Genomic DNA, 23,705 nt, shown 5'->3' with positions numbered 1-23,705 from the left:
CCTTCCTGTGCGATGCTCGACCCGTGACGAGCGAGCACGCATCTCCTGTGGGCACCGGCGCGGTCGCCGAGCTGGCAGCACTCGCCAAGATCGTGTCCAGGCAACGCGCCGAGCTGGACCGCCTGCGGGAGACGACGGCCACCTCGGCCCTGGTGGAGCGGGCCACAGGCGCATTGATGGCCACCACGGGCTGCTCTCCCGAGGCCGCCCACGAAGCACTGCGGCAGCGGGCCGAAGCCGGGAACCGCACGCTGCTGGAGGAGTGCTGGCTCACCCTCGGCGCGCTGATGCCCACCACACCCCCGGCCGCCACCACCGCCGAAACACCCGCCCCGGCAGACCCCCGGGAGCCGGTCGCGGCGCCCGGCACCACCGAGACCCTCGGCCGCATCGGCAGGGCCCTGGTGCACGTGGGCTCCCCGCAGGAGCTGGCCGGAGCGCTGCTGGAGCACCTGGCGCCCAAGCTCGACGCCGACGCGGTACTGCTGTACCGGCGGCTGCCCGCCGACGGGCTCGAACTCATCGGGCACGCGGGTATCGACGCGACGCTCGCCGTCCAGTGGCACCAGGTGCCGCCGCTGGACGGCATCGCCCCGCTGCAGGCGCTGAAGGCCGGTGAGCCGCTCTGGCTGGAGCGCTTCGCCGAGGACCGGCAGGAGTTCCAGCTGATCGGTGAGCCGCCCGGGCGCTGGCGGTCCCGGGCCTGGCTGCCGGTCCCGGGTGACGGTCCGGCCGCCACGGCCCTCGGGGTACTGCGCCGGGACGAGGCCGTCTTCGGTCCCGCGGCCCGTGAGCTGCTGCGGGCCGTCACCCGGCTGTGCGCCGGCCGGCTCACCGCCCTCGGCGGCCCTCCCGAACCGGAGACCTCGGGCTTCTCCCGGACGGTGCAGCGGGTGCTGGACGCGCTGCCGGGAGCGGCGGTCCTGCTGACCCCGCTGCGCGCCGCCACCGGGGAGGTGGAGGACTACCTCGTCGAGGCGGCCACCCCGGACGCCTTCGACATCCTCGGCCGCACGGGCCGCGAGATGGTCGGCGCGCGCATCCTGGAGAGCTACCCCGCCGTCGCCGGCGAGTCGCTGTGGCAGGGATACCTCAAGGCGCTCGGCGGAGAGCCGTACGAGGGCGAGCCGTTCGTCTACGAGGAGGTCGTCGCGGGGGTCACCGTGACGGCCACCTACTCGGTACGGGCCGCGCGGCTCGGTGACGGGCTGCTCGTGACCTGGCTGCGGCACGACACCGAGGAGCGGCAGGAACAGCGGCTGGCGGACATGCAGCGGCTGGGCAACCTCGGCTGGGCGACCTGGAACCTGGTCACCCGTCAGGTCACCTGGTCCTCGCAGGTCTACACCATCCTGGGCCGCGACCCGGGACGCGGAGCGGTCCCGCTGGACCTGCTGCCGGATCTCGTGCTGCCCGAGGACGCCCACGCGTTGGCCCGCGCCGTCTCCGAACTCGCCCGCAACGGCAACCAGTTCGACGTCCCGTTCCGGATAAGGTCCGGGAACGCCGTACGGCATCTGCGAGCCGTCGCCGAGGCGGTGACCGCCCCGGACGGCATGGTCGTCGAGGTGCACGGCTTCGTGCAGGACCTCACCGCGCAGCGCAGCGCCGAACTCGCCCTGGTGGACAGCGAGCGGGCGATCCTGATGCAGCGCGGTGTCCTGGAGGCCGAGCGCGCGCTGGCCGCCCGGCTCCAGCACGCGCTGCTGCCGCTGCCCAGCAGGCCGGTGCGGCTGCGCGGGCTGCGCGTCGAGGTCGCCTATCTGCCCGCGCAGGCGGGGGTGCATGTCGGCGGCGACTGGTTCAGCGCCATCGAACTGCCCGACGACGCGGCGCTGTTCGTGGTCGGCGACGTGGCGGGCCACGGCGTCGACGCGATGGCGACGATGGCCCAGCTCCGGTTCACCGCGAAGGGCATGGTGACCACCGGCTCCTCCCTGACCGGTGCGCTCGCCCGGCTGAACTTCCTGCTGCTGCACTCACGCGACGCCCAGGCCACCGCGACGCTCGTCCTCGCCCGCTACGAGCCCGCGGAGCGCCGTCTCGCCTGGGCCCAGGCGGGTCATCTGCCGCCCCTCCTGGTCCGCGCGGGCGAGGTCCAGCTGCTCGACCGCCCGGACGGCATGCTGCTCGGCGCCTCGGCGCACCCGGTCTACGAGTCCGCCGAGTGCCGGCTGGAGCCCGGTGACCGGCTGCTGATGTACACCGACGGCCTGGTCGAACGGCCGGGCGAGGACATCGACACGGGCCTGGCCCGCCTGTCCGAGGCCGTCCGCGCCGCCGGCCCCGGCTCCCTGGACGCGCTCCTCGCCGCGATGCTGGAGGGCGAGCGGCGGGACGACGTCTGCGTGCTGGACATCCGGGTGCCGGTGGCGGACGAGGAGTAGCCGGACCGGTCAGTCGTCGTCACGGTGCCGCCAGTACCAGAACAGGCCTGCCACGAGGGCCAGCAGGAAGACGGCGGGCACCAGCAGGCCCGGGACGCGGGAGCCGTTCATCGGCATGGCCTTCGGGGGTCGTACGACGGGAGCAGGGCGGCACGGAACCGCCGGGTGGCTGCCCATCGTGGCGCCCGCCCAGCGGACTTTCCGGTGCTTTCCCGATCCGTTGCCCGGCGTTCGAGGGTGCGGGGTCAGCCGTCGCCGAGGCTGGTGCGGGACTCCAGGGAGTTGCGGGTGTCGTCGCCGTAGACACCGCGTTCGTCGCCGCTGATGCCGTACCAGATCTGGAAGCGTTCCACGGCCGCGGCGAGGGTGGCGTCGTACGTTCCGCTGGTGGAGCCGTCGCGGTAGACGTCCGGGATGCGCAGCAGGCGTTGCTCCAGTTCGACCACCTGGGGACCGCTGTCACCCTGGCGCAGGGTGCCGGCGCCGTCGGGGTCGGCTGAGCCGGACGCCGCCGGGGCGGTGGTGGCCGGTGCCGTGGTGGCGGACGGGGACGGCTGTGCGGCCTCGGCGGTGCCCTCACGGCCGGGCAGCAGCAGGGCGCAGCCGAAGCCGACCAGGGCGGCCGCCCCGACGGCCACGGCGGCGGCCGCCCGGCGCAGTCCCGGGCCGAAGCCGAAGGCGCGGGACGCGTGGGCGCCCTGGCCGTAACCGTGGCCGTAAGCATGACCGCCCGGCACGGTGCGCGGGCCGTCGGTGACGGGTGGCAGTTCCTGGGTCTCGTCCTCGGTTCCCGCGCCGGTCCACGATGCCGTGCCGAAGACGTCGAACTCCGCCGGGGCCGGCTGGTCCTTCTGCCCGTTCTTCTGCTCGTTCTTCTGTTCCCGTGCTCTCTCGTCGGCCTCCGCCTCCTCTCGGATCTCGCGCATCAGCTCCGCGAGGGCGTCGAGTCGGCGGGGGCGCAGAACCCGGACCGGTTCCAGGACCGGTCCGCGGTGCGACTGTTCAGGGTCGGACGGTGTCGACACACTGCTCTCCTTCTACGTCCCGTGCGCACGGGTGTCCGCGATCCCCGAGAACAGATACGGGAGGACCGGTACGACGGTTCAGCCCGGGCGGACCGAGCGGACGGACCGAGCCTCGAAGAGCACTCAGTCCCCCACATCAGTGCACTGAGTGCCAGAAGGGCGGACGGAATGCTACGTTCGCGTCCATGAGCTCCAGCAGCACGGCACCGCCCGCGAAACCGGCCATGCGGGACGCCCTGGTCGCGGCGGCCTTCCAGCTCTTCCTGGAGCGCGGTTACGAGCAGACGACGGTCGACGACATCGTTGCCCTGGCCGGGGTCGGGCGGCGCTCCTTCTTCCGCTACTTCCCGTCCAAGGAGGACGTGGTCTTCCCCGACCACGAGGGCTGCCTGGCCGACATGACCGCCTTCCTGGCGGCGAGCGCACCGGAGCACGAGCCGGTGCGGCGGGTGTGCGACGCAGCTCGGCTGGTGCTGCGGATGTACGCGGAGAACCCCACGTTCTCCGTGCAGCGCTACCGGCTCACCAAGCAGGTGCCCGGACTGCGCGCGTACGAGCTTTCGGTGGTGTGGCGCTACGAGCGCGCGCTGGCCGAGTATCTGCGCGACCGTTTCGCCGGCCGCCGGGACGGGACGCTGCGGGCGGACGTCATCGCGGCGGCCGTGGTCGCCGCGCACAACAACGCGCTCCGCTCCTGGCTGCGTTCGGACGGCCGGGCAGACGCGGGCGCCACCGTCGACCACGCCCTGCGCTATGTGCAGGACGCGTTCGGCACCCCGGCCACCGACGCCGGGGGCGGAGTCGAGGTCGGGGTCGGGACAGAGGTCACGTCCGACGGAGCGTCGGCCGCGCTGTTCGGCGGCCCGGCCGAGCACCCGGACGACGTGGTCGTCCTCGTCTCCCGGCGCGACGCCCCGCTGTGGCGGGTGGTGCAGGAGATCGAGACCGCGTTCGGCCGTACCTGACCGCCGGAAGACCGGCGAAAATTTGGGGTACGCAGTGCCTTTACGAGTGGCACTGAGTGCCATACTCTGTCGACGTGCGCGGTGGCACGGTGAACCGGGCACCTGCGTGTCCGGCCGGGTCCGGGCACGCCGGATTCGGGATTCCGGGCGAGCGCAGGGAGTTGACCAGCGTGTACCACCACTCGGCGAGCGCCGCACAGTCGGCGGTCGGATTCGCGACGAGCGTTCTCGACCCCGCGCCCGCGGACCACCACAAGGACGCCATCGTCTTCCAGCGCTGCACCTGGTGCGGCACCGCCATGTACCACCGGCTGCTGTGTCCGGTGTGCCAGGGCAGCGAGCTGCGCACGGAGCGCAGCGAAGGTGTGGGCACGGTCCGCCACTCGTCGGTGGTGCACCGCAACACACCCGCCGCGCGCAATGTGTCGCTGATCGAGATGGCCGAGGGGTTCGTGGTGCGGGGCAGGGTCATGGGCCCGCCGATCGGCATCCACAGCGGCGACCGGGTCAAGCTGTCCACGACCAAGGACCCGGTGCGCGGTGAGCCGGTCTTCCAGCTGCTCGACGAGCCCTACCGGGCCTGGAGCTGACGGTCGGAAACCCGGTTGCGCGGCAGCCGGCGGCCTGGGCGAGGATACGGCCATGGACGATGAATCGGCCCAGGTGGCGGCGGCGATCGCGGGCGAGCTGCGGCTCATGGACCCCGAGGTGCGCGCCTCGCGGGCACTGGCGCGCGAGCTGCTGGACCCGGAGTTCGTGGAGGTGGGCGCGTCCGGCCGCCGGTACGGGTACGAGCAGTTGCTCGCCGAACTGCCGGACAAGCCGGGCGCGTCGAAGGACGGCCCGCGCTACGATCCCTCCGGCATGACCGGGGTGCTCCTGGCCCCGGGCCTGGTGCAGGTGACGTTCGAGGCGAGGCTCGGCGACCGCCGCTCCCGGCACAGCTCCCTGTGGCGCCGGCGCGACGGGCAGAGCGACTGGCGGATGTACTACCACCAGGCCACGGTCGTACCGCCCGGCGTCGATCCCGTACCACCGGCCACTGCCCCATAACCAGCCACTCCCCTCTCACAGGCAACCCACAGACTCACCTCTCCGTCCTCCGGAACGCGAGAGGCATCCCGGGACGGCCGGGGTGCCCGTACTCGCCTTCCGAGGAGGGGAACATTGGTCCGTACCCGGCGAATATGGGTCACCGCGGCCGCGGTGCTCGCGCTGGCGGGAGGGGTGTCCGGTACCACCGCACACGCTCGACAGGCCCCGGCGGCCACCGAGGCCGGCGGGAAGCTGCCGCCGGGCTGGCGCATCGACGACGGGCGGTCGGCGCCCGAGCTGGTGTGGCGGTCCGGCAGACAGGTGCCGATGGGGGACGCCCGGGTCGAATTCCGTTCGGACGGACGGTTGTTGGGGGTGCCGAAGCCCGAGCGCGACGGGCACACCTTCCGGCTCGGTCTCGAAGCATCGCGCACAGGTGACCTCAAGGACCTCCAGGTCTGGTCCGGTGGACGGCGGCTGGACACCCGCTCCCCCGCCACCACGACACCGGCGCCGGCCGCCCGGCCCCCTGCTCCGCTGCCCGCCAATCCGGTGGACCCGGGCAAGCCCGGCCGCTACCGCACCACCACCGGCTCGTACCAGCTCAAGTCCGTTCGTCTGCCCGGGTTCTCCGTCCCCGTGGAGATGAGCGCCGTCGTGGTCGCGCCCACCGGGATCTCCGGTCCGCGCCCGCTCGCGCTGTTCCTGCACGGCCGCCACGCCACCTGCTACACCCCGCACGGCGACGACGGTGAGGCGTCCGGCGCCTGGCCGTGCCCGACCGGGTCGATCGCGGTGCCGAGCGACCGGGGTTATCTGCGCGACCAGCGGCTGCTCGCCTCGCAGGGCTATGTGACCGTGTCGGTCTCGGCGAACGGGATCAACGGCCAGGACTGGCAGGCCGAGGACGGCGGTGCGCAGGCCCGTTCGTCGCTGGTACGGCTGCACCTGGCGCAGTGGGCCGCCTGGGCTCAGCACCCGGGGCGCGCCCCGCGGATCGTCCGTGAAGCGCCCCGCGCCGACCTGTCCCGGGTCCTGCTGATCGGTCACTCGCGGGGCGGCGAGGGCGTGAGCCGGGCCGCGCTGGACAGCCTCTACCCGCCACCGGCCGACCAGGACGGCTACCACGGCACGGTGCGCTGGCACATCAGCGGGACCGTGCTGATCGGTCCGACCGTCTTCGGCCAGAACCCGGTGCCGGACGTACCGTCGCTCACGATCCTGCCGGGCTGCGACGGTGACGTCTCCGACCTCCAGGGCGAGGTGTACGTCGACGGCACCCGCGCGGTCAGCGCCGGCAAGGCCCTGCACAGCGCGGTGTTCGTCATCGGTGCCAACCACAACTTCTTCAACACCGAGTGGACGCCCGGGCAGGCACAGGCCCCGGCGGAGGACGACTTCTACGACGACGGGGACCACCCGGACCCGGTGTGCGGGAAGCATGCCGCGACCCGGCTGACCGCCGACCAGCAGCACCGGGCGGGCTCGACCTACATCGCGGCGGCGGCCCGGCTGTTCGTGGCCGGTGACGACAAGGTGCGTCCGCTGCTGGACGGTTCGGGGCGGCGGGCGCCCTCGGCGGATCCCGCGCGGGTGCTCAGCCATGCGGTCGGCGCGAACCGTGGCGCCGGCTTCCTGCCGGACGGCGGGGTGACCGTGACCGGCGGCCGGCTGTGCGCCGCGGTCGACCCCGCCCCGGCGAGGGCCTGCCTGGGCCGGGGCGCCGAGGGCGTCTCGCCGCACTTCGCGCAGTGGGAGACGGGACGGGAGGCCGGCCGGCACGCGGTCGCACTGCGCTGGACGTCCACGGGAGCACGGACCCGCGTCGCGGTGACGCAGCCGGTCTCCCTCCACGGCAGCGAGGCGCTCGCCCTGCGGCTCTTCGTGCCGCCGAACTCCCGGGGCACGAAGCTCGACGTCTCCGTCACGGACACCCACGGCCGCAAGGCGACGCTCGGCCGGGTCGGCGTCGACGGGCTGCCCGGCAGCGACCGCACCGCGTCTTACTGGGCCCGCGAGGTCCGGGTGCCGCTGACCGCCGCGCGCCGCGCCGGGGTCGACCTGCGGTCGGTCAAGTCCCTTGATCTGACCTCGCGTTCGGCGTCCGGACAAGCCTGGCTGATGGACGCCTGGGGCTGGCGGCCGGGCACCCCCGCGGTACGGGCGGCCGCGCTGCCGCGCGTCGACATCGGCCGGCTGACGGTCGACGAGGGCGACTCGGGCGTGCGCACCTACCGGGTACCGGTCCGGGTGTCCGGGCAGGGCAGCGGCCGGGTCCGGGTGTACGTCGTCGACCCGGTCACCGGCGAGGCCAGGGACCGCCTGGTCACCGTGCGGCCCGGGGGCCACGACATCGACGTCCCGATCGAAGTGAAGGGCAACACGCGCTACGGCACCGACGTGCCGCACGACGTGCTGGTCAAGGCCGTCCACGGAGCGGTCGTCGGCTCCTACCGGGGCGGGCTGACCGTGCGCAACGACGACCCGGCGCCCACCGTCACCGTGACCCCGCTCGCCGACCGGGTGACCGAGGGTGAGGCCCTGAAGTGGCGGATCTCGCTGTCCGAGGCCGCGGACACGGACATCACCGCGCTGTTCGTCCCGGTTCCGGTCAGCGGCCCGGAGTTGTCCACCAAGGACGTCGACCCGCAGTGGCTGGCCGGGGTGTCCGGCGCGGAGCCGGACCCGGAGCGGCCGCTGTCCAAGGTGGACGGCCTGTACCTGTATCTGGACGTCCCCGCCGGGAGGACGAGTCTCGACGTGACCATACCCACGGTGAAGGACCAGGTCAGGGAGTCCGCCGAGACGGTGAGCCTCCAGCAGACCGACGACGCCGGCAGACCGCTGCCCGGCGGGCTGGTGCTCACCGGAACGGTGCTGGACGCCTCGTAGCGCCCTGTGCGCCCTGGGGAGGTCGCGGCCTCCTCAGGGCGTCAGGGTCACCCGGATGCCGACGGTGCCGTCCAGGCCCCGGCGCAGCCTGCTGCCGAGGAGCGTGAGGCGGCCGGTGATGCCGTACTTGCGGGCGATGAGGCCGCGGTAGCGGGCGGTGGTGGCCGCGTCGGCGATCTCGGCGGTGGCCGGGACCGGGTCGCCGGTCGGACGTCCGCGCAGGTCACAGGGGCCGACCCGGACGTCGGCGCGGCGACGGATCCGCTTGACCTTCCAGCTGTCGGTGGTCGTCCAGACGCCGAGCCCGTCCCCGTCCCGCACCACCCACACCGGGGTGGGCACGGGCGTGCCGTCCTTGCGGTAGCTGGTGACCAGCAGATACTTGCCGGCGCCGAGCCGGTCGAGGTCCGTCCCGGTGGTGTCGTCCATGCCGGAAGTCTAGGCGTCCGTCGGCCGTGCGAGGAGGTCGAGGTAGCGGCGGGCGAAGAGATAGGCGTCGCCGGGCCAGCGGGCCGAGAGATAGGTGCCGTCCTCGACGACGAAGGCGGCGGTGTCGTCGGTCTCGGTGCCGCGCCGGGAGAGCTCGCGGGGCCCGCGCTCGAACTGGGCGGCCGGGTCGGCGAGCGCGGCGCGCACCTCGTCCTCGACGTAGGCGGGGTAGGTGCGGTAATACCGGCCGAGGCGCCAGGCGGTCGCGAAGTAGGCGGTGCGTTCCATGTACTTGGGCAGGCAGGTGGTCCGGCGGCCGGACAGGACACTGCGGCCCGTGGCCGGGTCCCGGGTGCGGGCGAGGACCAGTACACCGTGGCAGATCGCGCCGACCGGGCGGCCGAGCGCCCAGAACTTCCGCACCTGCTCCTGGAGTTCGGCCGAGCCGAGGTACTGGCGCATGCCGGGCGCGTGGCCGCCGGGCAGCAGCAGGCCGTCGTACTCCGTGACGTCGAGGTCGGACCAGGCGAGCGCGGCGGCGAACTCCGGTGCGGCGGTGAGCTGTTCGTAGAACGTCTTGGGTTCGTCGTCGGCGCCGAGCTGTCCGAACAGGACGCCGGTGAGCAGCCGGGGGTCGGCGGCGGGCCGGGTGCCGGCGCGCTCGGTGGCGAACACGACCTCGTGGCCGGCCCGGGTCAGCAACCGCCAGGGCACGGCCACCTCGGTCACGTCGAAGTCATGGTCGGGGACGGGCATCAGCACACGCATACGGCCATGATGTCAGCCGCCGCGGTTCACCCGAGCGCCGCCGCCATCCGCCGTACCGCCTCCGTGATCACCTCGGGCGAGGCGGCCAGGTTGAACCGCACATGCCCGGCGCCGCCCGTCCCGAAGGGGATCCCGGAGTTGACCGCCACCCGCCCGCGCTTCAGGAAGGCCTCGGCCGGGTCGTCGCCGAGGCCGAGGGCGCGGCAGTCGAGCCAGGCGAGGTAGGTGGCCTCGGCGGGCCGGTACCGGACGGCGGGCAGGTGGCGGTCGAGCAGGCCGGCGAGCAGGCGCCGGTTCTCGTCGAGGCCGGTGAGCAGCGCGTCCAGCCAGGCGGTGCCGTCGGTCAGGGCGGCCGTGTGGGCGATGACGCCGACATGGCTCGGGCCGTGGCTGACCTCCTCCGGCATCCGGGCGAGGTCGGCGGCGGCCCCGGGTCCGGCGATGGCGAGCGCGGCCTTGAGGCCCGCCAGGTTCCAGGCCTTCGACGCCGACATCAGCGACAGCCCGCGCTCGGCGCCCGGCACGCTCAGATACGGCACGAAGCCGGCGCCCGGGGCGGTCAGCGGGGCGTGGATCTCGTCGGCGACGACCCGCACGCCGTAGCGCTCGGCGAGGGCGGTGACGGCGGTGAGCTCCTCGACGGTGTGGACGGTGCCGGTCGGGTTGTGGGGGCTGCAGAGCAGGAAGGCGGCCGGTCCGCCGCCGAGGCCCCGGAAGGTGTCCTCCAGCACGTCGAGGTCGATGCGTCCGTCGGCGCCGAGCGGGGCCTCGACCACCCGGCGGTCCATGTGCTCGACGAACTGGTAGAACGGCGGATACACCGGCGAGTTGACCACCACCGGGTCACCGGGCCCGGTGACCAGTTTGAGCATTTCGACCACGCCGAGCATCACATCGGGCACGATCGCGGTGCGGGCCACGTCGAGCCCGTCCCAGCCCCAGCGTTTAGCGGCGAACGCGGCCAGCGCCTCGGCGTAGGCGGTGCCCGCCGGGTAGCCGGTGTCCCCGAGCGCGAGCGCGTCCGTGACCGCGCGGATCACCGGTTCGGCGAGCGGTACGTCCATCTCCGCCACCCACACCGGGAGCACGTCCTGCGGGTAGGTGCGCCATTTCATGCTGGTACGACATCGCAACCGGTCGAGGGTGAGGGCGCGCAGCGGGTTCGGTTCGTCCGGGTTCTCCTGCGGGATGCTGGTCATGGCTGTCAAGATAGGCGGCTGCCGACCGCCCGGGAACGAGGCGGACGGCAACGTCGTACTGCCATGGGATCGCAAAGATCACCGACGCCGTGAACGCCCCGTGCTCCGTCCGCGTATGAAGAGCAGGGCGCTCGACGACCGGAGGGCCCCGCGGTGTCGACACCGCGCGTTCGGGGTTTCGGGAGCCATGGATGAGGCACGCACGACGACGGGTCGTCCGGCGAGGGACACAGCTGGCGGCGGTCGGCGGACTCCTTCTGGGAGGTGCGATGGTCACCACGGCCATGGCGAGCGAGACTCCCGGCACGTCCGCCGTGCCGTTCAGCTCCGCGACGGAGGCCGGTGACACCGGTACCGCACTGGTCACCAAGCTCGGCACGGCCCGCACGGCGGGCAGTTGGATCGGCGCCGATGGGAAGCCGGTGGTCGCGGTGACCGACGAACAGGCCGCCGCGATGGTCAAGCAGGCGGGCGCCGAGCCCAAGATGGTCTCGCACAGCATGAACGCACTGAAGGCGGCAACCGCCACGCTGCGTGCGGCGCCGCGGGTGGCCGGCACCGCGTGGGCGGTGGACTACCGGACCAACCGGGTGATGGTGGAGGCCGACAGCACGGTCTCCGCCTCCGACTGGGCGGCCCTGAAGCAGGTCGCCGCCGGCATCGGCGGGTTCGTGCAGATGCAGCGCACCGGGGGCACGTTCACGCCCCGGCTCAACGGCGCGCAGCCCATCCTGTCGACGGGCGGCCGCTGTTCGGCGGGGTTCAACGTCACCAACGGGCAGACCGACTTCATCCTGACCGCCGGTCACTGCGGTCCGGCCAACACGATCTGGTTCGACGAGGGCCAGGGCGGCAACCAGCAACTGGGCACCACGATCAACACCCAGTTCCCGGGCAATGACTTCTCGCTCATCCAGTACGCGAACGGCAAGGCAGGCGACAACGCCGACGTGGTCGCGATCGGCAACGGCCAGGGCGTGCGGATCACCGGGTCCGCCGATCCGACGGTCGGGCAGAAGGTGTTCCGCAGCGGCAGCACCAGCGGTCTGCACGACGGCACGGTGACGGCGCTCAACGCGACCGTCAACTACCCGGAGGGCACGGTCACCGGGCTCATCCAGACGAACGTGTGCGCCGAACCGGGCGACAGCGGCGGCCCGTTGTTCTCCGAGGGCATCGCGCTGGGCATGACCTCGGGCGGCAGCGGTGACTGCACCACGGGCGGGGTGACGTTCTTCCAGCCGGTGACGCGGGCGATGGCCGCGCTGAACGTCCAGTTGATCGTGACGAAGCAGGCCGCCACCGGGACGCAGGCCGCCACCGGGACGCAGGGCGCCTCGGCCGCGCCGTCCGCGTCGGCCACCCACAGCACCATCGCGCCGAGCGCCGCCTCGCCGGGATCGACGGCGGCGGTCGGTTCCTCCGACACCAGCCTGGTCGCCCGGCTCACGGACACCCGCAACGTCGGTCCGGGTCTGCTGGTGATCGGGGGCAGCCTGATCGCCCTGGTCGGGACCCGCTACTTCCGCGCGGAACAGGACCGCAAGGCCTACCAGCGCTACTACTCGGCGACTTGGGGCTGACGGGGAGACCGGGAGGGGTCACGGACCCACGGGCCTACGAGAAGGGCACCCGTTCACGGGTGCCCGGGACGGACGGTCAGGCCGCCTGATCCGGCTACTGCGGGGCCGCTGCCGCCCATTCGAGGACGAGCCGCTGGTACTCCTCGCGCTGCTCGGTGCTCAGTGTCCCGCCCGACCGGAGCCACAGGGCCCGGATCTCCTCGTTGACCTCGTCGGCCGATCGCTCGGTGACGGCTTCAACAGTGGTGGACATGGTGTGAAGCATATGCCGATCGGCGTGAAGGCGCCGTGAGTAAGTACGACCGATATAGACATTTCGGACCGTGTTACTCATCACGTCAATGTGTCAAGGAGAAGCGGGAGTTCAGTCCCCGGCCCCGCCGAGCACCAGCACCTGGATGGCCAGTACGGCGGCACCGCGCGCCCAGTCGTGGAAGTCGGACACCTTGGTCTCCAGACGGATCGGCTCGGCGAGCGGATGACGGTGGGCACCGACGGCGTCCCGCACCATGTCCCCGGCCACGTCCATGAGGCCGACCCCTTCCCCGGCGAGCAGGATCTTCTGCGGCATGGCGAAGTTGGCGATCTGCGCGAGCAGGGTGCCCAGCGCCCGGCCGGCCTCGCCGATCACCCGCGCGGCCATCGGCTCGCCCTCGGCGGCCCGGGCGAGTATCTCCTCGTACGACGCGTCATGGCCGGTGGCGGCCCTGATCTGGTAGCGGATGCTCGGGATGGTGAGCAGCGAGACCGCGCTGCCGCGCTCGCCCTGAGGAGTGAGCGGGCCCTGCGGGTCGATGATCCAGTGCCGGCCGAAGCCGCGGTCCTCCTCGGCGTACGGGACCCGCTTGCCGCCGAGCACCAGCCCGTAGCCGATACCGGCGCCGATGGTGAGGACGACGAAGCGGTCCAGGCCACGGCCGGCGCCGAACCAGGTCTCCGCCTCGACCAGGGCGGCCACGTCGTTCTCGACGACGACCGGCAGCCCGGTGCGCTCGCGGACCAGGTCGGCCAGCGGGACGTCCCGCCACCGCAGGTACGGCGACTCGCCGACCACGGCGTGCTCGCGCACATACCCGCCGACGCCGATACCGATACCGGCGACGGCGGGGTGCCGGTCGGCCAGCTCCGCGGTCATGGCGGCCAGCAGGCCGGCGACCCGATCGGGATCGTGGCTGGTGAGGGGCCGTTCGAGGCGGGTGACGATATCGCTCCTGAGGGTGGTGACGACGCCGTACACCGTCTCGTCGGTGACCTTGAAGCCGAGGAAGGAGCGGGACTCGGCGACCACGTCCAGCGGCTGCGAGGGGCGCCCCTGGCGTGCCTCCGCCGGGGCGCCCGACCAGGGGGTCTCGACGAGCAGTCCGGACTCGATGAGCGGCTTGGTGAGGCGGGTGAGGCTGCCCTGGGAGAGGTTCAGCCGGTGGGCCAGCTCGGTGCGCGACAGCGGGCCGTGGACGAGTACCTCGATCGCCACGGAGCGCACCGCGGGGCTCAGCGGCAGCCAGTCGGTCACGGCATCCCTTTTCTTCCGGAGCTGAAGCAACCTGACAAGCCTACTGTGCGCCCGGTGCGCCGCAGAAGCGCCCTCCTGCCACCTTTCCTACTTCCTTCCGCCCCTTGACTTCGAGATTCTTTCGCAGCAAAAGTAACCACCATGACTTTCTCACTCGGCATCGTCGGCGCCGGACAGTTCTCCGGCCAGTTCGCCACGCTGTTCCAGGCCCACCCCGGCGTCGGCGACGTGTACGTCACCGACCTGCTGCCGGAGCGCGCGGAGAAACTCGCCGCCGCCCAGGGACTGGCGGGCACCTTCCCGTCGTACGAGGCCATGCTGGAGTCCGGCGTCGACGCGGTCGCGATCTTCACCCAGCGCTGGACGCACGGGCCGCTGGTCCTGCAGGGCCTGAACGCCGGCAAGCACGTGTACTCGGCCGTCCCCATGGCGATCGCCACCGAGGAGATCGCGGCGATCATCGACACGGTCAAGGCGACCGGACTGACGTACATGATGGGCGAGACGAGCCAGTACAACCCGGCGACCGTGCACGCCCGCAACCAGATTGCCGAGGGCGCCTTCGGGCGGCTGTTCTACGCCGAGGGCGACTACGTCCACGACATGGACCTGGGCTTCTACGACGCCTACCGCTACAGCGGCGGCGAGAACTGGAAGGCGACCGCCAGCTACCCCCCGCTGCTCTATCCGACGCACTCGGTGGGCGGGGTGCTCGGCGCCTGGCAGACGCACGCGGTGAGCGTGTCGGCGATCGGTGTGACCGACGACCGGGGCGACGGCGTCTTCGACAAGGAGGTCAGCCAGTTCGGCAACGACATGTCCAACGCCACCGCGCTGTTCGAGGTGGCGGGCGGGGGCTCGTTCCGTACGAACGAGTTCCGGCGGGTGGGCTACCCCTCCCACATCCGTGAGTCGCGCTTCCGGTTCTTCGGCACGGAGGCGAGCATGGAGCAGCTGGCGACGGTCGCGCTGTGGCAGGACAAGAACGGCGTGAAGGACATCAGCGAGCTCCTCGAGCCCAAGCCGACCATGTCCCCGGACGACCCGTCACTGCAGCACATCGCACCGGAGCTGCGGGCGGCCTTCACGTCCGGTTCGGCGCCGGTGCACGACCGGGCGCGGCTGCCGCGGGAGTTCGACGCGCTGCACAACGGGCACGAGGGCAGCCACCACTTCCTGGTCGACGACTTCGTGACCGCTGTGAACGCGCGCACACTGCCGTCGGTCAACGCGTGGGTCGCCGCCCGCTACACCCTGCCGGGCATCATCGCGCACGAGTCCGCGCGGCAGGGTGGGGCCAGGCTGGAGATCCCGGACTTCGGGGACGCCCCGGAGAGCTGAGCCCGAAGCCGCGGGCCGGAGGCCGGAGGCCGGGTGCCGTCAGGTGCCCGGCTTGCGGCCGTAGACGAACACGTCGTCACCGGTCTTCAGCAGTGACCAGTACTTCTTGGCGACGCCGGGGGTCATGTTGACGCAGCCGTGCGAGCCCGGCGGGTTCCACATGCTGAGGTTCACCGAGTGGAAGGCCTGGCCGCCGTCGAAGAACTGGCTGTAGGGCATCGGCACGTTGTAGACGGACGAGACGTGGTCGATGTCCCGCCAGTAGATCTTCTTCAGGCCGGTGCGGGTGACGAACCCCTTGCGGCCGGTACGCACCGGGACCGGGCCGTAGACGAGCTTGTTGCCGTCCTGGATCCAGGACAGCTGGAGCGTCAGGTTCACACAGGCGATGCGCCCCTTGTTGGTGGGGCACTTGCCGTCCTTGTTGGGGTTGTTCCCGACGGCCTTCTGCTTGTTCATGAGATCCATCACGCCCCAGGTGACGGACCCCGCGTACCCGACGGCGGGCGTGATGCCGTGCTTGTTCTGGAACGCCTGGATCGCCTTGCAGTCGGCGGTGGACTGCTTGCCGTCGACCGGCCGCCCGAGGAACTTCTCGACCTGCTTCTGGTACGGGCCGGCCTGTGTGGTGCAGCTGCTCGCGGCCTGTGCCGGTACGGCGGTGAAGGCGAGCGCGAGCGGCGCCACCATCCCGGTGACACCGAGCACCACGGCACTTCGTCTGGTTATGACCCCCATGTGGCGTCTGTCTCCTTTTCCTGTGTCCTGCGATCTCGTGGTCCTAGACCACCCACTGGCGGGCATTGGTTGTAGCCCGGGTCGGCCTGTGACGAAACGGTTGCTTTGGGCGCCGCCGCCTCCGCGGGCGGCATCAGTCCACTTTCCCCGGAGTGGCCCGCGCCACCGCGTCACGGCCGTCCTAGTCTGCGGACCATGGACCCCGTGCTCGCCGAGGATCTCGCCCGGCTTCCCGAACTGCTCCAGTCCGCCTGCGACTTGGCCGCCGGTGAGGTGGCCGGGCCGGCCGGGCGGCCGGTGGTCGCGCCCGGACCCGCACCCGCGCGGGCGTCGTTGCCCGAGCAGGGGGAGGGCGGTGCCGGCGCGCTGGCCCGGTTCACCGAGCGGTGGGCGCCGGGTATGTCCGCCTCGGCCGGGCCACGCTACCTCGGTTTCGTCACCGGTGGTGCGACACCTGCCTCCCTCACCGGCGACTGGCTGACCTCGGCCTACGACCAGAACCTGTCGGGGGCCGTCGGCTCCTGGGGTGCCGCCCTGGAGCATGAGACCGTGGCCTGGCTGGCCGAGCTGTTCGGGCTCGGCGAGGCGCACAGCGGTGCGTTCGTGACCGGGGCGACGACATCGAACACCGTCGGTCTGGCGATCGCCCGGGAATGGCTCGGCGAGCGGCTCGGGGTGGATGTCTCCCGGGCGGGTGCCGCCGCGCTCGGCCCGGTCGACGTGCTCTCCGGCAGCCCGCACTCCAGCGTCGGCAAGGGGCTCTCGGTCCTCGGCATCGGGCGGGACCGGCTGCGGCAGGTGCCGCTGCTGCCCGGGAACCGGGAGGCGGTGGACGTGACCGCGCTCGACGCGGCGCTGGCCGCTCTGGAGGGGCGGCCGGCGATCGTCGTCGCCAACGCGGGCACGGTGAACACCGTCGACTTCGACGACCTGCGGGCGATCGCCGCCCTGAAGGAGCGGTACGACTTCTGGCTGCACGTGGACGCCGCGTTCGGTGCCTTCGCCGCCCTCTCCCCCGCCCACGCCCCGCTCGTCGCGGGCCTGGACGCGGCCGACTCGGTCTGTGTGGACCTGCACAAGTGGCTGAACGTCCCCTACGACGCGGCCGTCCAGTTCACCCGGCGCCGCGATCTCCAGGTGGCCGTGTTCCACAACGCCTCCGCCTACCTCGGCATGCCCACGGGCGAGCCCGACTTCGTGCACCTCACCCCGGAGAACTCCCGCCGGATGCGGGCGCTGCCCGCCTGGTTCTCGCTGACGGCGTACGGCCGGGCCGGGCACCGCGAGATCGTCGAGCGAAACGTCACCGAGGCCCGCCGTCTCGGCTCTGGCATCGACGCCCTCCCGGCCCTGCGCCTGCTCGCCCCGGTCCGGCTGAACGTGGTCTGTTTCACACTCGCCGAGCGGCCCACGCAGGAACGGGTGGATGCCCTGGCGCGGGCGGTCGCCGCGTCCGGGGAGACGTTCCTCACGCCGACCGTCTACGCCGGGGTGCCGGCGCTGCGGGCGGCGTTCAGCAACTGGCGGACCACCGAGGACGACACCCGGCGGGTGCTGGACGTGCTCACGAAGGCGTCAGCGGCTCTCTGACGCGTGCCGGGCCTCCCGGTGCGGCCGCAGCGCCGCGTGGAATCCGCTGTGGACGGCGGTGAGCCCGCCGTCCACACGCAGGGCGGTACCGGTGATCCAGGCGGCGTCGCGGGAGGCGAGGAAGGCGACGGCGGCGGCCACGTCCTCCGGCTCCCCGACCCGGCCGAGGGGATAGAGCGGTTGGAGGGCGTCGAGTTCGTCCTCGCGCCCCTCCCAGGCCGAGGTGCGGACCGTGCCCGGCTCCACCAGGTTGACCCGGACCCCGCGCGCGGCCGCGTGCCCGGCGAGCGTACGGGTCAGCGAGACGAGGCCCGCCTTGGCGGCGCTGTAGGCGTGGTTGCCGAAGTCCGCCTCGGCGTTGACGGAACCGATGCTCACGATCGCGCCCCTGCCGGAGGCGGCCAGGTGCGGGAGGGCGGCGCGGCAGCAGCGGTGGACACCGGTGAGCGTGATGTCGAGGTCCAGGGCCCACCCGTCGTCGGGCTGGTCCTCGAAGAGCGGGAGGTCCGGGGTGCAGTGCGCGGCGCAGTTGACCAGTACGTCGAGGGTGCCGAAGGCGTCGACGGCACGGGCGACGGCCGCCTCCACGGATGCCCGGTCGGCCACGTCACAGGCGAACGCCTCGACCGCCAGCCCCTGTTCGCGCAGGGTGGCCGCCGTCTGAGTCGCCGCGGGCAGGTCCCGGTCGGTCACCAGCACCCGGCCGCCCTCCTCGGCCAGCCGCCGGGCGACGGCCGCGCCGATGCCGCGGGCCGCGCCAGTGACGAGAACCCCGTGTCCCGCAAAGCGGTTGAGTCCGGTCATGGCAACGACCGTACGGGCGCTACGATCAACAGGACAGATAGCGTGCGCACATGTCCGCGTTCTTGCAGCAACTCCCGGCTCTCATAGGCGTCGTGATCGGCGCGCTCGGTTCGTATCTCGCCGTGGTGCGGGGTGACCGGGCGCGGTTCCGGCGGGAGCAGGAGGCGCGCTGGGACGAGCGGCGGCTGTCCGTGTACGCGGAGTGGGCGCAGGCGCTGAAGAAGACCGTCTCCGTGGACTACCGGGTGGCCGCGCATCTGGGCAACGACCCGCATCCCCACCCGCTCTCCCCGCAGGAGGCCGAACCCCAGCTGGCGGCGGCCCAGTCGGAACGGGACCCGTACGCGGAGAAGCTGATCATGCTGGGCGATCCGGCGGTGGTCGCGAAGGCCCAGGAGTGGGTCGTCACGGTGATGGAGATGGAGCGCTTCCTGCGCGAGGAACGGCACGACCCCGAGACCTGGCGGGCCCTGCTGGAGCGGCAGCGCGACGGCCGCGACGCCTTCTACGCGGCCGTACGCGAGGACCTGACCCTGCCCCCCGGCCACTCGGGCCGCCTGCCGCTGCCGGAGGCGTGAGTCACCCGGCGGGGCGCAGTCGCTCTTCCAGTTCGGCGTCGTCGGCGACGAACCAGAGGTGGCGGCCCCGGTTCGCCTCGTACACGAAGTCACGGAGCGCGGAACTGTCGGCGAGGTGCCGGGAGATGTCGCCGACCACGGCGAGCCGCATCCGGTAGTTCACGAACTTCTGCACCACCGCGCCCGCGACCCCGGAGCGGAGCCGGAAGAAGTCGTCCCCGACCCGCTCGGCGGGGACCGCGACCAACTCCGCGTCCTGGCCCATCGCGTCGCCGACGAGATCGAGGGCGGCGCTCTCGCCGTCGAGCGCCGGCCCCTCGGGGGCGCAGCGCAGGACGCGGGTGGTGTGCAGGGTCACGAGCGTGGCGGTGGTGGTCATGGGCGTGATCCTAGGAGGGCCTACGACCACGCGCCTGCGGATTTCGGCCGGTGCCGTCAGTGGCCCCGGGCGATCCACTCCTCCAGGTGGGGCGCCTCGGCGCCGATCGTGGTCGGGTCGCCGTGGCCGGTCAGGACCTTCGTCTCCGCCGGGAGGGTGAGCAGCTTCTCCCGGATGGAGTGGATGATCGTCGGGAAGTGGGAGTACGACCGTCCGGTGGCGCCGGGGCCGCCCTGGAAGAGGGTGTCGCCGGTGAAGACGGTACCCAGGCCGGGGTCGTACAGGCAGACGGCGCCGGGCGCGTGGCCGGGCGTGTGCAGCACGGTCAGGTCGGTGCCCGCGGCCTCGATGACCATCCCGTCGGCCAGGTGGTTGTCCGGGTCCCGGTCGGGGTGGGTCTGCTTCCACAGCGCCAGGTCGTCGGGGTGCAGCCAGATCTTGGCGCCGGTGAGGTCCGCGAGGGCGGGCGCGGCGTCGATGTGGTCGTTGTGGGCATGGGTGCACACGATCGCCTTCAGGGTGCGGTCGTCGACCGCCTCCGCGATGGCCTGGGCGTCGTGGGCGGCGTCGATGACGATCACCTCGCGTTCGTCGCCCACGATCCACACGTTGTTCTCGACGTCCCAGGTGCCGCCGTCGAGGGTGAACTGCCCGGCGGTGACGAGGCGTTCGATGCGGGTGGTCATCAGAGCACCACCACCGAACGCAGCACGTCGCCGCCGTGCATCCGCTCGAACGCTTTCTCCACCTCGTCGAGTTGGATGGTCTCGGTCACGAAGGCGTCCAGCGGCAGCCGGCCCTGCAGGTGCAGGTCGATCAGCATGGGGAAGTCCCGGGTGGGCAGGCAGTCGCCGTACCAGGACGACTTGAGCGCGCCGCCGCGGCCGAAGACGTCGAGCAGCGGGAGTTCGAGCTTCATCTCGGGCGTGGGCACGCCGACGAGGACGACGGTGCCGGCGAGGTCGCGGGCGTAGAAGGCCTGCTGGTACGTCTCCGGGCGGCCGACCGCCTCGATGACGACGTCGGCGCCGAAGCCGCCGGTCAGCTCGCGGATCGCCTCGACCGCGTCGTTCTCACGGGAGTTGACCGTGTGGGTGGCGCCCAGGGCGCGCGCCTTCTCCAGCTTCCGGTCGTCGATGTCGACGGCGATGATCTTCGCTGCGCCCGCCAGCCTGGACCCTGCGATCGCCGCGTCACCGACACCGCCGCAGCCGATCACGGCGACCGTGTCGCCCCGGCCGACGTTGCCCGTGTTGATCGCGGCGCCGATGCCGGCCATCACCCCGCAGCCGAGCAGGCCGGCGACGGCGGGCGACACGGCCGGGTCGACCTTGGTGCACTGCCCGGCGGCGACCAGCGTCTTCTCGGCGAAGGCGCCGATGCCGAGCGCCGGGGAGAGCTCCTGCCCGGTCGAGGCAAGGGTCATCTTCTGCTTCGCGTTGTGCGTGTTGAAGCAGTACCAGGGGCGCCCACGCAGACACGCTCGACAGTTCCCGCACACGGCACGCCAGTTGAGGATCACGAAGTCGCCGGGCGCGACGTCCGTGACGCCCTCGCCGACCGACTCCACCACACCGGCGGCCTCATGGCCGAGCAGGAACGGGAACTCGTCATTGATTCCGCCCTGCTTGTAGTGCAGGTCGGTGTGACAGACCCCGCAGGCCTGCACCTGTACGACGGCTTCGCCCGGCCCGGGGTCCGGCACCACGATCGTCTCGACCCGCACGGGCTCGTTCTTACCCGGTGCGACCACGCCGCGTACTTCCTGCGCCATGCTCCTGACCCTTCCGTCGATCTATTGACGTGCTGCCTCCCGACCCTACGTGTGACCGATCGGTAACCGCACGGAGCACGTCGACCGTTCCTGATCTTTCCGGCCGGCCACCGCACCCGCCGCCGATGCGCCGTCGACACCCGTCAGATACCCCCAGGGGTACCTCTGCTACGGTGGTGAACATACCCCCGGGGGTAATCCGAGCCGGGGTTCGAGAGAGGAGTGCCGCCGTGTCCTTCGTCGACACCGTCGAAGTGCCCGGACTGGGCAACCGGGGTTATCTGGCGGGCGGGGTGCACAGCGCCGTCGTGGTCGATCCGCCCAGGGACATCGACCGGGTGATCGAGGCCGCCGCCCGGCGCGGAGTGCGGCTCACCCATGTCGTCGAGACGCATGTGCACAACGACTACGTCTCCGGCGGGCTGGAGCTGGCCCGCCTGACCGGGGCCTCGTACCTGGTGCCGACCGGGGCGCGGGTGGCGTACGAGCGCACGGCGGTGGCCGACGGGGACGTACTGGAGATCGAGGAGGGCCTGGCGCTGCGGGCGCTGGCCACCCCCGGGCACACCCCGCACCACACGTCGTACGTCCTGGAGGAGAACGGCCGGGCGACGGCCGTCTTCACCGGCGGCTCGCTGCTGATCGGTACGGTCGGCAGGCCCGACCTGGTGGAGCCCCGGCTGACCGGCGAGCTGGCCCGGGCGCAGCACGCCTCGGCGCACCGGCTGGCCGCCGAGCTGCCGGAGGAGACGGCGGTGCTGCCGACGCACGGTTTCGGCAGCTTCTGCTCGGCCGGAGACGCGTCGGGCACCGCGACCACCATCGGCCGGGAGCGTGCGGTCAACGAGGCACTGGTCAAGGACGTCGACACGTTCGTGGCCGAGCTGCTGGCCGGGCTCGACGACATACCGGCGTACTACGCGCACATGGCTCCGCTGAACTCCAGGGGACCCGCCCCCGTGGACCTCACCCCGCCGCGCCCGGCGGATGCCGAGGAGATCGCGGCGCGGCTGGCCGCCGGGGAGTGGGTCGTGGACCTGCGCAACCGGGTGGCGTTCGCCGAGGGGCATGTGTCCGGGACGTTCAACTTCGAGGCCGAGGGGCAGCTCGCCACCTATCTGGCCTGGCTGCTGCCCTGGGGCAGACCGGTGAGCCTCCTCGCCGAGTCGGCGGCCCAACTCGCCGCCGCCCAGCGGGAACTGGCCCGCGTCGGCATCGACCGCCCGGCCGCGGCCGCCACCGGCGCACCCGGGGCCTGGCTCCGGCCGGGGGAAGCCCCGCGCACCTTCCCCCGGGCCACGTTCACGGAGCTGGCCGCGCACGGGACGGACGGGGTCGTCGTCCTGGACGTGCGCCGGGACTCCGAGCGGGCCGGCGACCACATCCGCGGCTCCCTCCACATACCCCTGCACCAGCTGCGGGAGCGGCTGGGCGAGATACCCGGCGGCACGGTGTGGGTGCACTGCGCGGGCGGGATGCGGGCCGCGGTCGCCGCGTCGCTCCTCGACGCGACCGGGCGGGACGTGGTCGCCGTCGACGACGGGTTCGGCGCGGCCCGCGAGGCCGGGCTGCCGATGGCCCGGCTCACCCCGGCCGAGGCGCAGGAGCGCACCGACGCGGGTGCCGTCCTGCTGGACGTCCGCGAGGCCGCCGACTGGGCGGCCGGGCACGCGCCTCAGGCCCTGCACACCCCGCTGTCCGCGCTGACGGCCGGGGCGCCGCTCCCGCCCGTCGCCGAGGACCGTCCCATCGTCGTGATCTGCCGCTCGGGCAGGCGGTCCCGTCAGGCGGCGGCGCTGCTCACGGCCCGGGGCCTGGACGCGGTGGACGTCGTCGGGGGCATGGGCGCCTGGAGTGCGGCGGGACTCGCGGTGAGCGTCGAGGGCACCCCCGAATGACCGCGCTTCTTCTCGCCCTCGGCGCCGGGGCGGTCACCGGCTTGGCGCTCGGGGCCCTGGGCGGCGGCGGCAGTGTGCTGGCCGTACCCGCGTTGATCTATCTGCTCGGCTTCACCCCGGCCGCGGCCACCACCGCGAGCCTCGTCGTCGTCACCGTCACCTCGGCCACCGCGCTCGTCGCGCACGCTCGTGCGGGCACCGTGCGGTGGCGGGCGGGTGCGGTGTTCGCGGCGGCCGGGATCGTACCCGCCGCGCTCGGCGGACTGGTCTCACGGCACCTGCCGGCCGCGTCACTGACCGGGGCGTTCGCGGTGCTCGCGGCCGTGGCGGCGCTGCGGATGCTGCGGCCGTCGGCCGCCCGGTCCGGCGGGCCGGTACCGGTCCGGGCCTCCCGGGTGGCCGGGGCGGGCGCCGGTCTCGGCGCGGTGACCGGGGTGCTCGGGGTGGGCGGCGGGTTTCTCGCCGTACCGTCCCTGGTGAACGTCGTGGGACTGCGGATGCGCATGGCGATCGGCACCAGCCTGCTGGTCATCACCATCAACTCGCTCACCGCGCTCGCGGCTCGCTCCGGTTCGGCGGCGGACGTCGACTGGTCGGCCGTGGGTCCGTTCGCCGCGACCGCGATCCTCGGCGCCTGGGACGGCAAGCGGCTCGCCGCCCGGCTGTCCGCCGGCACCCTCCAGCGCGTCTTCGCGTACGCGCTGCTCGCGGTCGCCGCGTTCATGCTGGCCGACGCGGTCGCCTGACGCGCCAAGCGACAGCGCCCCCGGAGGGGCGCTGGGGGTACCCCCGGCCGAAGGCTGGGGG

The 23,705-nt window shown here is 72.7% G+C and carries 22 protein-coding genes; 11 read left to right on the top strand and 11 right to left on the bottom strand.

Going from position 1 to position 23,705, the window contains the following annotated elements; translation table 11 throughout:
* Positions 1-23 precede the first annotated feature (23 nt).
* Positions 24-2,387, top strand: a complete 2,364-nt coding sequence (locus EDD90_RS48470) for a SpoIIE family protein phosphatase (protein ID WP_260328562.1) — start codon at positions 24-26, stop codon at positions 2,385-2,387.
* 245 nt (positions 2,388-2,632) lie between these two features.
* On the opposite strand, the gene EDD90_RS48465 is transcribed toward EDD90_RS48470, so the two are convergent.
* On the bottom strand, positions 2,633-3,412 hold the full coding sequence (locus tag EDD90_RS48465) for a peptidoglycan-binding protein (protein ID WP_185149486.1): 780 nt from the start codon (positions 3,410-3,412) through the stop codon (positions 2,633-2,635).
* Positions 3,413-3,597: 185 nt separating this feature from the next.
* On the opposite strand from EDD90_RS48465, the gene EDD90_RS48460 reads away from it, so the two are divergent.
* From EDD90_RS48460 to EDD90_RS48445, 4 genes are all read left to right on the top strand, one after another.
* Positions 3,598-4,377 carry a TetR family transcriptional regulator gene (locus EDD90_RS48460; protein ID WP_123979384.1) on the top strand — a complete coding sequence of 260 codons (780 nt, stop codon included), beginning with the start codon at positions 3,598-3,600 and terminating at the stop codon, positions 4,375-4,377.
* A gap of 170 nt (positions 4,378-4,547) precedes the next feature.
* Positions 4,548-4,967, top strand: coding sequence for a Zn-ribbon domain-containing OB-fold protein (locus EDD90_RS48455; RefSeq protein ID WP_123982415.1), 420 nt, complete (start codon positions 4,548-4,550; stop codon positions 4,965-4,967).
* A 52-nt stretch (positions 4,968-5,019) separates the two neighbouring features.
* Positions 5,020-5,430 (top strand): DUF4440 domain-containing protein, encoded by a 411-nt coding sequence (locus tag EDD90_RS48450; RefSeq protein WP_123979383.1) that lies wholly within the window; start codon positions 5,020-5,022, stop codon positions 5,428-5,430.
* A 114-nt stretch (positions 5,431-5,544) separates the two neighbouring features.
* Positions 5,545-8,304, top strand: coding sequence for a hypothetical protein (locus tag EDD90_RS48445; protein ID WP_123979382.1), 2,760 nt, complete (start codon positions 5,545-5,547; stop codon positions 8,302-8,304).
* Positions 8,305-8,337: 33 nt separating this feature from the next.
* On the opposite strand, the gene EDD90_RS48440 is transcribed toward EDD90_RS48445, so the two are convergent.
* Genes EDD90_RS48440 through EDD90_RS48430 form a run of 3 tightly spaced genes read right to left on the bottom strand, consistent with a single transcriptional unit; the run spans position 8,338 to position 10,700 of the window.
* Complete coding sequence (locus tag EDD90_RS48440; RefSeq protein ID WP_123979381.1) at positions 8,338-8,733, bottom strand: PPOX class F420-dependent oxidoreductase; 396 nt, start codon at positions 8,731-8,733, stop codon at positions 8,338-8,340.
* A gap of 9 nt (positions 8,734-8,742) precedes the next feature.
* Positions 8,743-9,501 carry a type 1 glutamine amidotransferase domain-containing protein gene (locus EDD90_RS48435; protein WP_123979380.1) on the bottom strand — a complete coding sequence of 253 codons (759 nt, stop codon included), beginning with the start codon at positions 9,499-9,501 and terminating at the stop codon, positions 8,743-8,745.
* A gap of 26 nt (positions 9,502-9,527) precedes the next feature.
* On the bottom strand, positions 9,528-10,700 hold the full coding sequence (locus EDD90_RS48430) for a MalY/PatB family protein (RefSeq protein ID WP_123979379.1): 1,173 nt from the start codon (positions 10,698-10,700) through the stop codon (positions 9,528-9,530).
* A 191-nt stretch (positions 10,701-10,891) separates the two neighbouring features.
* Between EDD90_RS48430 and EDD90_RS48425 the strand changes: the two genes are divergently transcribed.
* Positions 10,892-12,283 (top strand): S1 family peptidase, encoded by a 1,392-nt coding sequence (locus EDD90_RS48425; protein WP_123979378.1) that lies wholly within the window; start codon positions 10,892-10,894, stop codon positions 12,281-12,283.
* A 94-nt stretch (positions 12,284-12,377) separates the two neighbouring features.
* Here the strand turns inward: EDD90_RS48425 and EDD90_RS56025 are convergent, their stop codons facing one another.
* Together EDD90_RS56025 and EDD90_RS48420 are read right to left on the bottom strand one after the other, a co-directional pair.
* The gene (locus tag EDD90_RS56025; RefSeq protein ID WP_185149713.1) at positions 12,378-12,536 is read right to left on the bottom strand and encodes a hypothetical protein; all 159 of its coding nucleotides are present in this window, start codon (positions 12,534-12,536) and stop codon (positions 12,378-12,380) included.
* Between the two features lie 111 nt (positions 12,537-12,647).
* Complete coding sequence (locus EDD90_RS48420; RefSeq protein ID WP_260328561.1) at positions 12,648-13,796, bottom strand: ROK family transcriptional regulator; 1,149 nt, start codon at positions 13,794-13,796, stop codon at positions 12,648-12,650.
* Positions 13,797-13,937: 141 nt separating this feature from the next.
* Here EDD90_RS48420 and EDD90_RS48415 point away from each other — a divergent pair, with 141 nt between their 5' ends.
* Positions 13,938-15,137 carry a Gfo/Idh/MocA family protein gene (locus EDD90_RS48415; RefSeq protein WP_123979377.1) on the top strand — a complete coding sequence of 400 codons (1,200 nt, stop codon included), beginning with the start codon at positions 13,938-13,940 and terminating at the stop codon, positions 15,135-15,137.
* Between the two features lie 39 nt (positions 15,138-15,176).
* Here EDD90_RS48415 and EDD90_RS48410 read toward each other — a convergent pair whose 3' ends face one another.
* A complete protein-coding gene (locus tag EDD90_RS48410; RefSeq protein ID WP_123979376.1) occupies positions 15,177-15,875 on the bottom strand; it encodes a L,D-transpeptidase in 699 nt (232 codons plus the stop codon).
* Between the two features lie 195 nt (positions 15,876-16,070).
* On the opposite strand from EDD90_RS48410, the gene EDD90_RS48405 reads away from it, so the two are divergent.
* Positions 16,071-17,465: an aminotransferase class I/II-fold pyridoxal phosphate-dependent enzyme gene (locus EDD90_RS48405; protein WP_123979375.1), complete on the top strand. Its 1,395-nt coding sequence runs from the start codon at positions 16,071-16,073 to the stop codon at positions 17,463-17,465.
* Here EDD90_RS48405 and EDD90_RS48400 read toward each other — a convergent pair.
* Positions 17,451-18,269, bottom strand: a complete 819-nt coding sequence (locus EDD90_RS48400; protein WP_123979374.1) for an SDR family NAD(P)-dependent oxidoreductase — start codon at positions 18,267-18,269, stop codon at positions 17,451-17,453. The genes EDD90_RS48405 and EDD90_RS48400 overlap by 15 nt on opposite strands.
* A gap of 50 nt (positions 18,270-18,319) precedes the next feature.
* Here EDD90_RS48400 and EDD90_RS48395 point away from each other — a divergent pair, with 50 nt between their 5' ends.
* Positions 18,320-18,847, top strand: a complete 528-nt coding sequence (locus EDD90_RS48395; RefSeq protein WP_123979373.1) for a hypothetical protein — start codon at positions 18,320-18,322, stop codon at positions 18,845-18,847.
* 1 nt (position 18,848) lies between these two features.
* Here the strand turns inward: EDD90_RS48395 and EDD90_RS48390 are convergent, their stop codons facing one another.
* Genes EDD90_RS48390 through EDD90_RS48380 form a run of 3 tightly spaced genes read right to left on the bottom strand, consistent with a single transcriptional unit; the run spans position 18,849 to position 21,000 of the window.
* Entirely contained in the window at positions 18,849-19,226 is a 378-nt protein-coding gene (locus EDD90_RS48390; RefSeq protein WP_123979372.1) for a DUF4180 domain-containing protein, read from the bottom strand.
* 56 nt (positions 19,227-19,282) lie between these two features.
* Positions 19,283-19,912, bottom strand: coding sequence for an MBL fold metallo-hydrolase (locus EDD90_RS48385; RefSeq protein ID WP_123979371.1), 630 nt, complete (start codon positions 19,910-19,912; stop codon positions 19,283-19,285).
* The gene (locus EDD90_RS48380) at positions 19,912-21,000 is read right to left on the bottom strand and encodes an S-(hydroxymethyl)mycothiol dehydrogenase (RefSeq protein WP_123979370.1); all 1,089 of its coding nucleotides are present in this window, start codon (positions 20,998-21,000) and stop codon (positions 19,912-19,914) included. Before EDD90_RS48380 ends, EDD90_RS48385 begins: the two co-directional genes overlap by 1 nt.
* Positions 21,001-21,230: 230 nt before the next feature.
* On the opposite strand from EDD90_RS48380, the gene EDD90_RS48375 reads away from it, so the two are divergent.
* Both EDD90_RS48375 and EDD90_RS48370 read left to right on the top strand, forming a co-directional pair.
* Positions 21,231-22,898, top strand: a complete 1,668-nt coding sequence (locus EDD90_RS48375) for a rhodanese-like domain-containing protein (RefSeq protein WP_123979369.1) — start codon at positions 21,231-21,233, stop codon at positions 22,896-22,898.
* A complete protein-coding gene (locus EDD90_RS48370; protein WP_123979368.1) occupies positions 22,895-23,644 on the top strand; it encodes a sulfite exporter TauE/SafE family protein in 750 nt (249 codons plus the stop codon). The genes EDD90_RS48375 and EDD90_RS48370 overlap by 4 nt, the downstream gene beginning before the upstream one ends.
* The last annotated feature ends 61 nt before the right edge of the window (positions 23,645-23,705 follow it).

The organism is Streptomyces sp. Ag109_O5-1, assembly GCF_003814875.1.
Lineage (GTDB): Bacteria > Actinomycetota > Actinomycetes > Streptomycetales > Streptomycetaceae > Streptomyces > Streptomyces sasae.
This window is presented reverse-complemented; position numbering and strand designations above follow the sequence as displayed.

What these genes read in the sequence shown, in the direction of transcription:
- EDD90_RS48425 (WP_123979378.1), top strand. Translation starts at nt 10,892, where the DNA reads ATGAGGCACGCACGACGACGGGTCGTCCGGCGAGGGACACAGCTGGCG.
- EDD90_RS48450 (WP_123979383.1), top strand. Translation starts at nt 5,020, where the DNA reads ATGGACGATGAATCGGCCCAGGTGGCGGCGGCGATCGCGGGCGAGCTG.
- EDD90_RS48440 (WP_123979381.1), bottom strand. Translation starts at nt 8,733, where the DNA reads ATGGACGACACCACCGGGACGGACCTCGACCGGCTCGGCGCCGGCAAG.
- EDD90_RS48410 (WP_123979376.1), bottom strand. Translation starts at nt 15,875, where the DNA reads ATGGGGGTCATAACCAGACGAAGTGCCGTGGTGCTCGGTGTCACCGGG.
- EDD90_RS48435 (WP_123979380.1), bottom strand. Translation starts at nt 9,501, where the DNA reads ATGCGTGTGCTGATGCCCGTCCCCGACCATGACTTCGACGTGACCGAG.
- EDD90_RS48405 (WP_123979375.1), top strand. Translation starts at nt 16,071, where the DNA reads ATGGACCCCGTGCTCGCCGAGGATCTCGCCCGGCTTCCCGAACTGCTC.
- EDD90_RS48380 (WP_123979370.1), bottom strand. Translation starts at nt 21,000, where the DNA reads ATGGCGCAGGAAGTACGCGGCGTGGTCGCACCGGGTAAGAACGAGCCC.
- EDD90_RS48430 (WP_123979379.1), bottom strand. Translation starts at nt 10,700, where the DNA reads ATGACCAGCATCCCGCAGGAGAACCCGGACGAACCGAACCCGCTGCGC.
- EDD90_RS48370 (WP_123979368.1), top strand. Translation starts at nt 22,895, where the DNA reads ATGACCGCGCTTCTTCTCGCCCTCGGCGCCGGGGCGGTCACCGGCTTG.
- EDD90_RS48395 (WP_123979373.1), top strand. Translation starts at nt 18,320, where the DNA reads ATGTCCGCGTTCTTGCAGCAACTCCCGGCTCTCATAGGCGTCGTGATC.
- EDD90_RS48460 (WP_123979384.1), top strand. Translation starts at nt 3,598, where the DNA reads ATGAGCTCCAGCAGCACGGCACCGCCCGCGAAACCGGCCATGCGGGAC.
- EDD90_RS48400 (WP_123979374.1), bottom strand. Translation starts at nt 18,269, where the DNA reads ATGACCGGACTCAACCGCTTTGCGGGACACGGGGTTCTCGTCACTGGC.
- EDD90_RS48385 (WP_123979371.1), bottom strand. Translation starts at nt 19,912, where the DNA reads ATGACCACCCGCATCGAACGCCTCGTCACCGCCGGGCAGTTCACCCTC.
- EDD90_RS56025 (WP_185149713.1), bottom strand. Translation starts at nt 12,536, where the DNA reads ATGTCCACCACTGTTGAAGCCGTCACCGAGCGATCGGCCGACGAGGTC.
- EDD90_RS48390 (WP_123979372.1), bottom strand. Translation starts at nt 19,226, where the DNA reads ATGACCACCACCGCCACGCTCGTGACCCTGCACACCACCCGCGTCCTG.
- EDD90_RS48415 (WP_123979377.1), top strand. Translation starts at nt 13,938, where the DNA reads ATGACTTTCTCACTCGGCATCGTCGGCGCCGGACAGTTCTCCGGCCAG.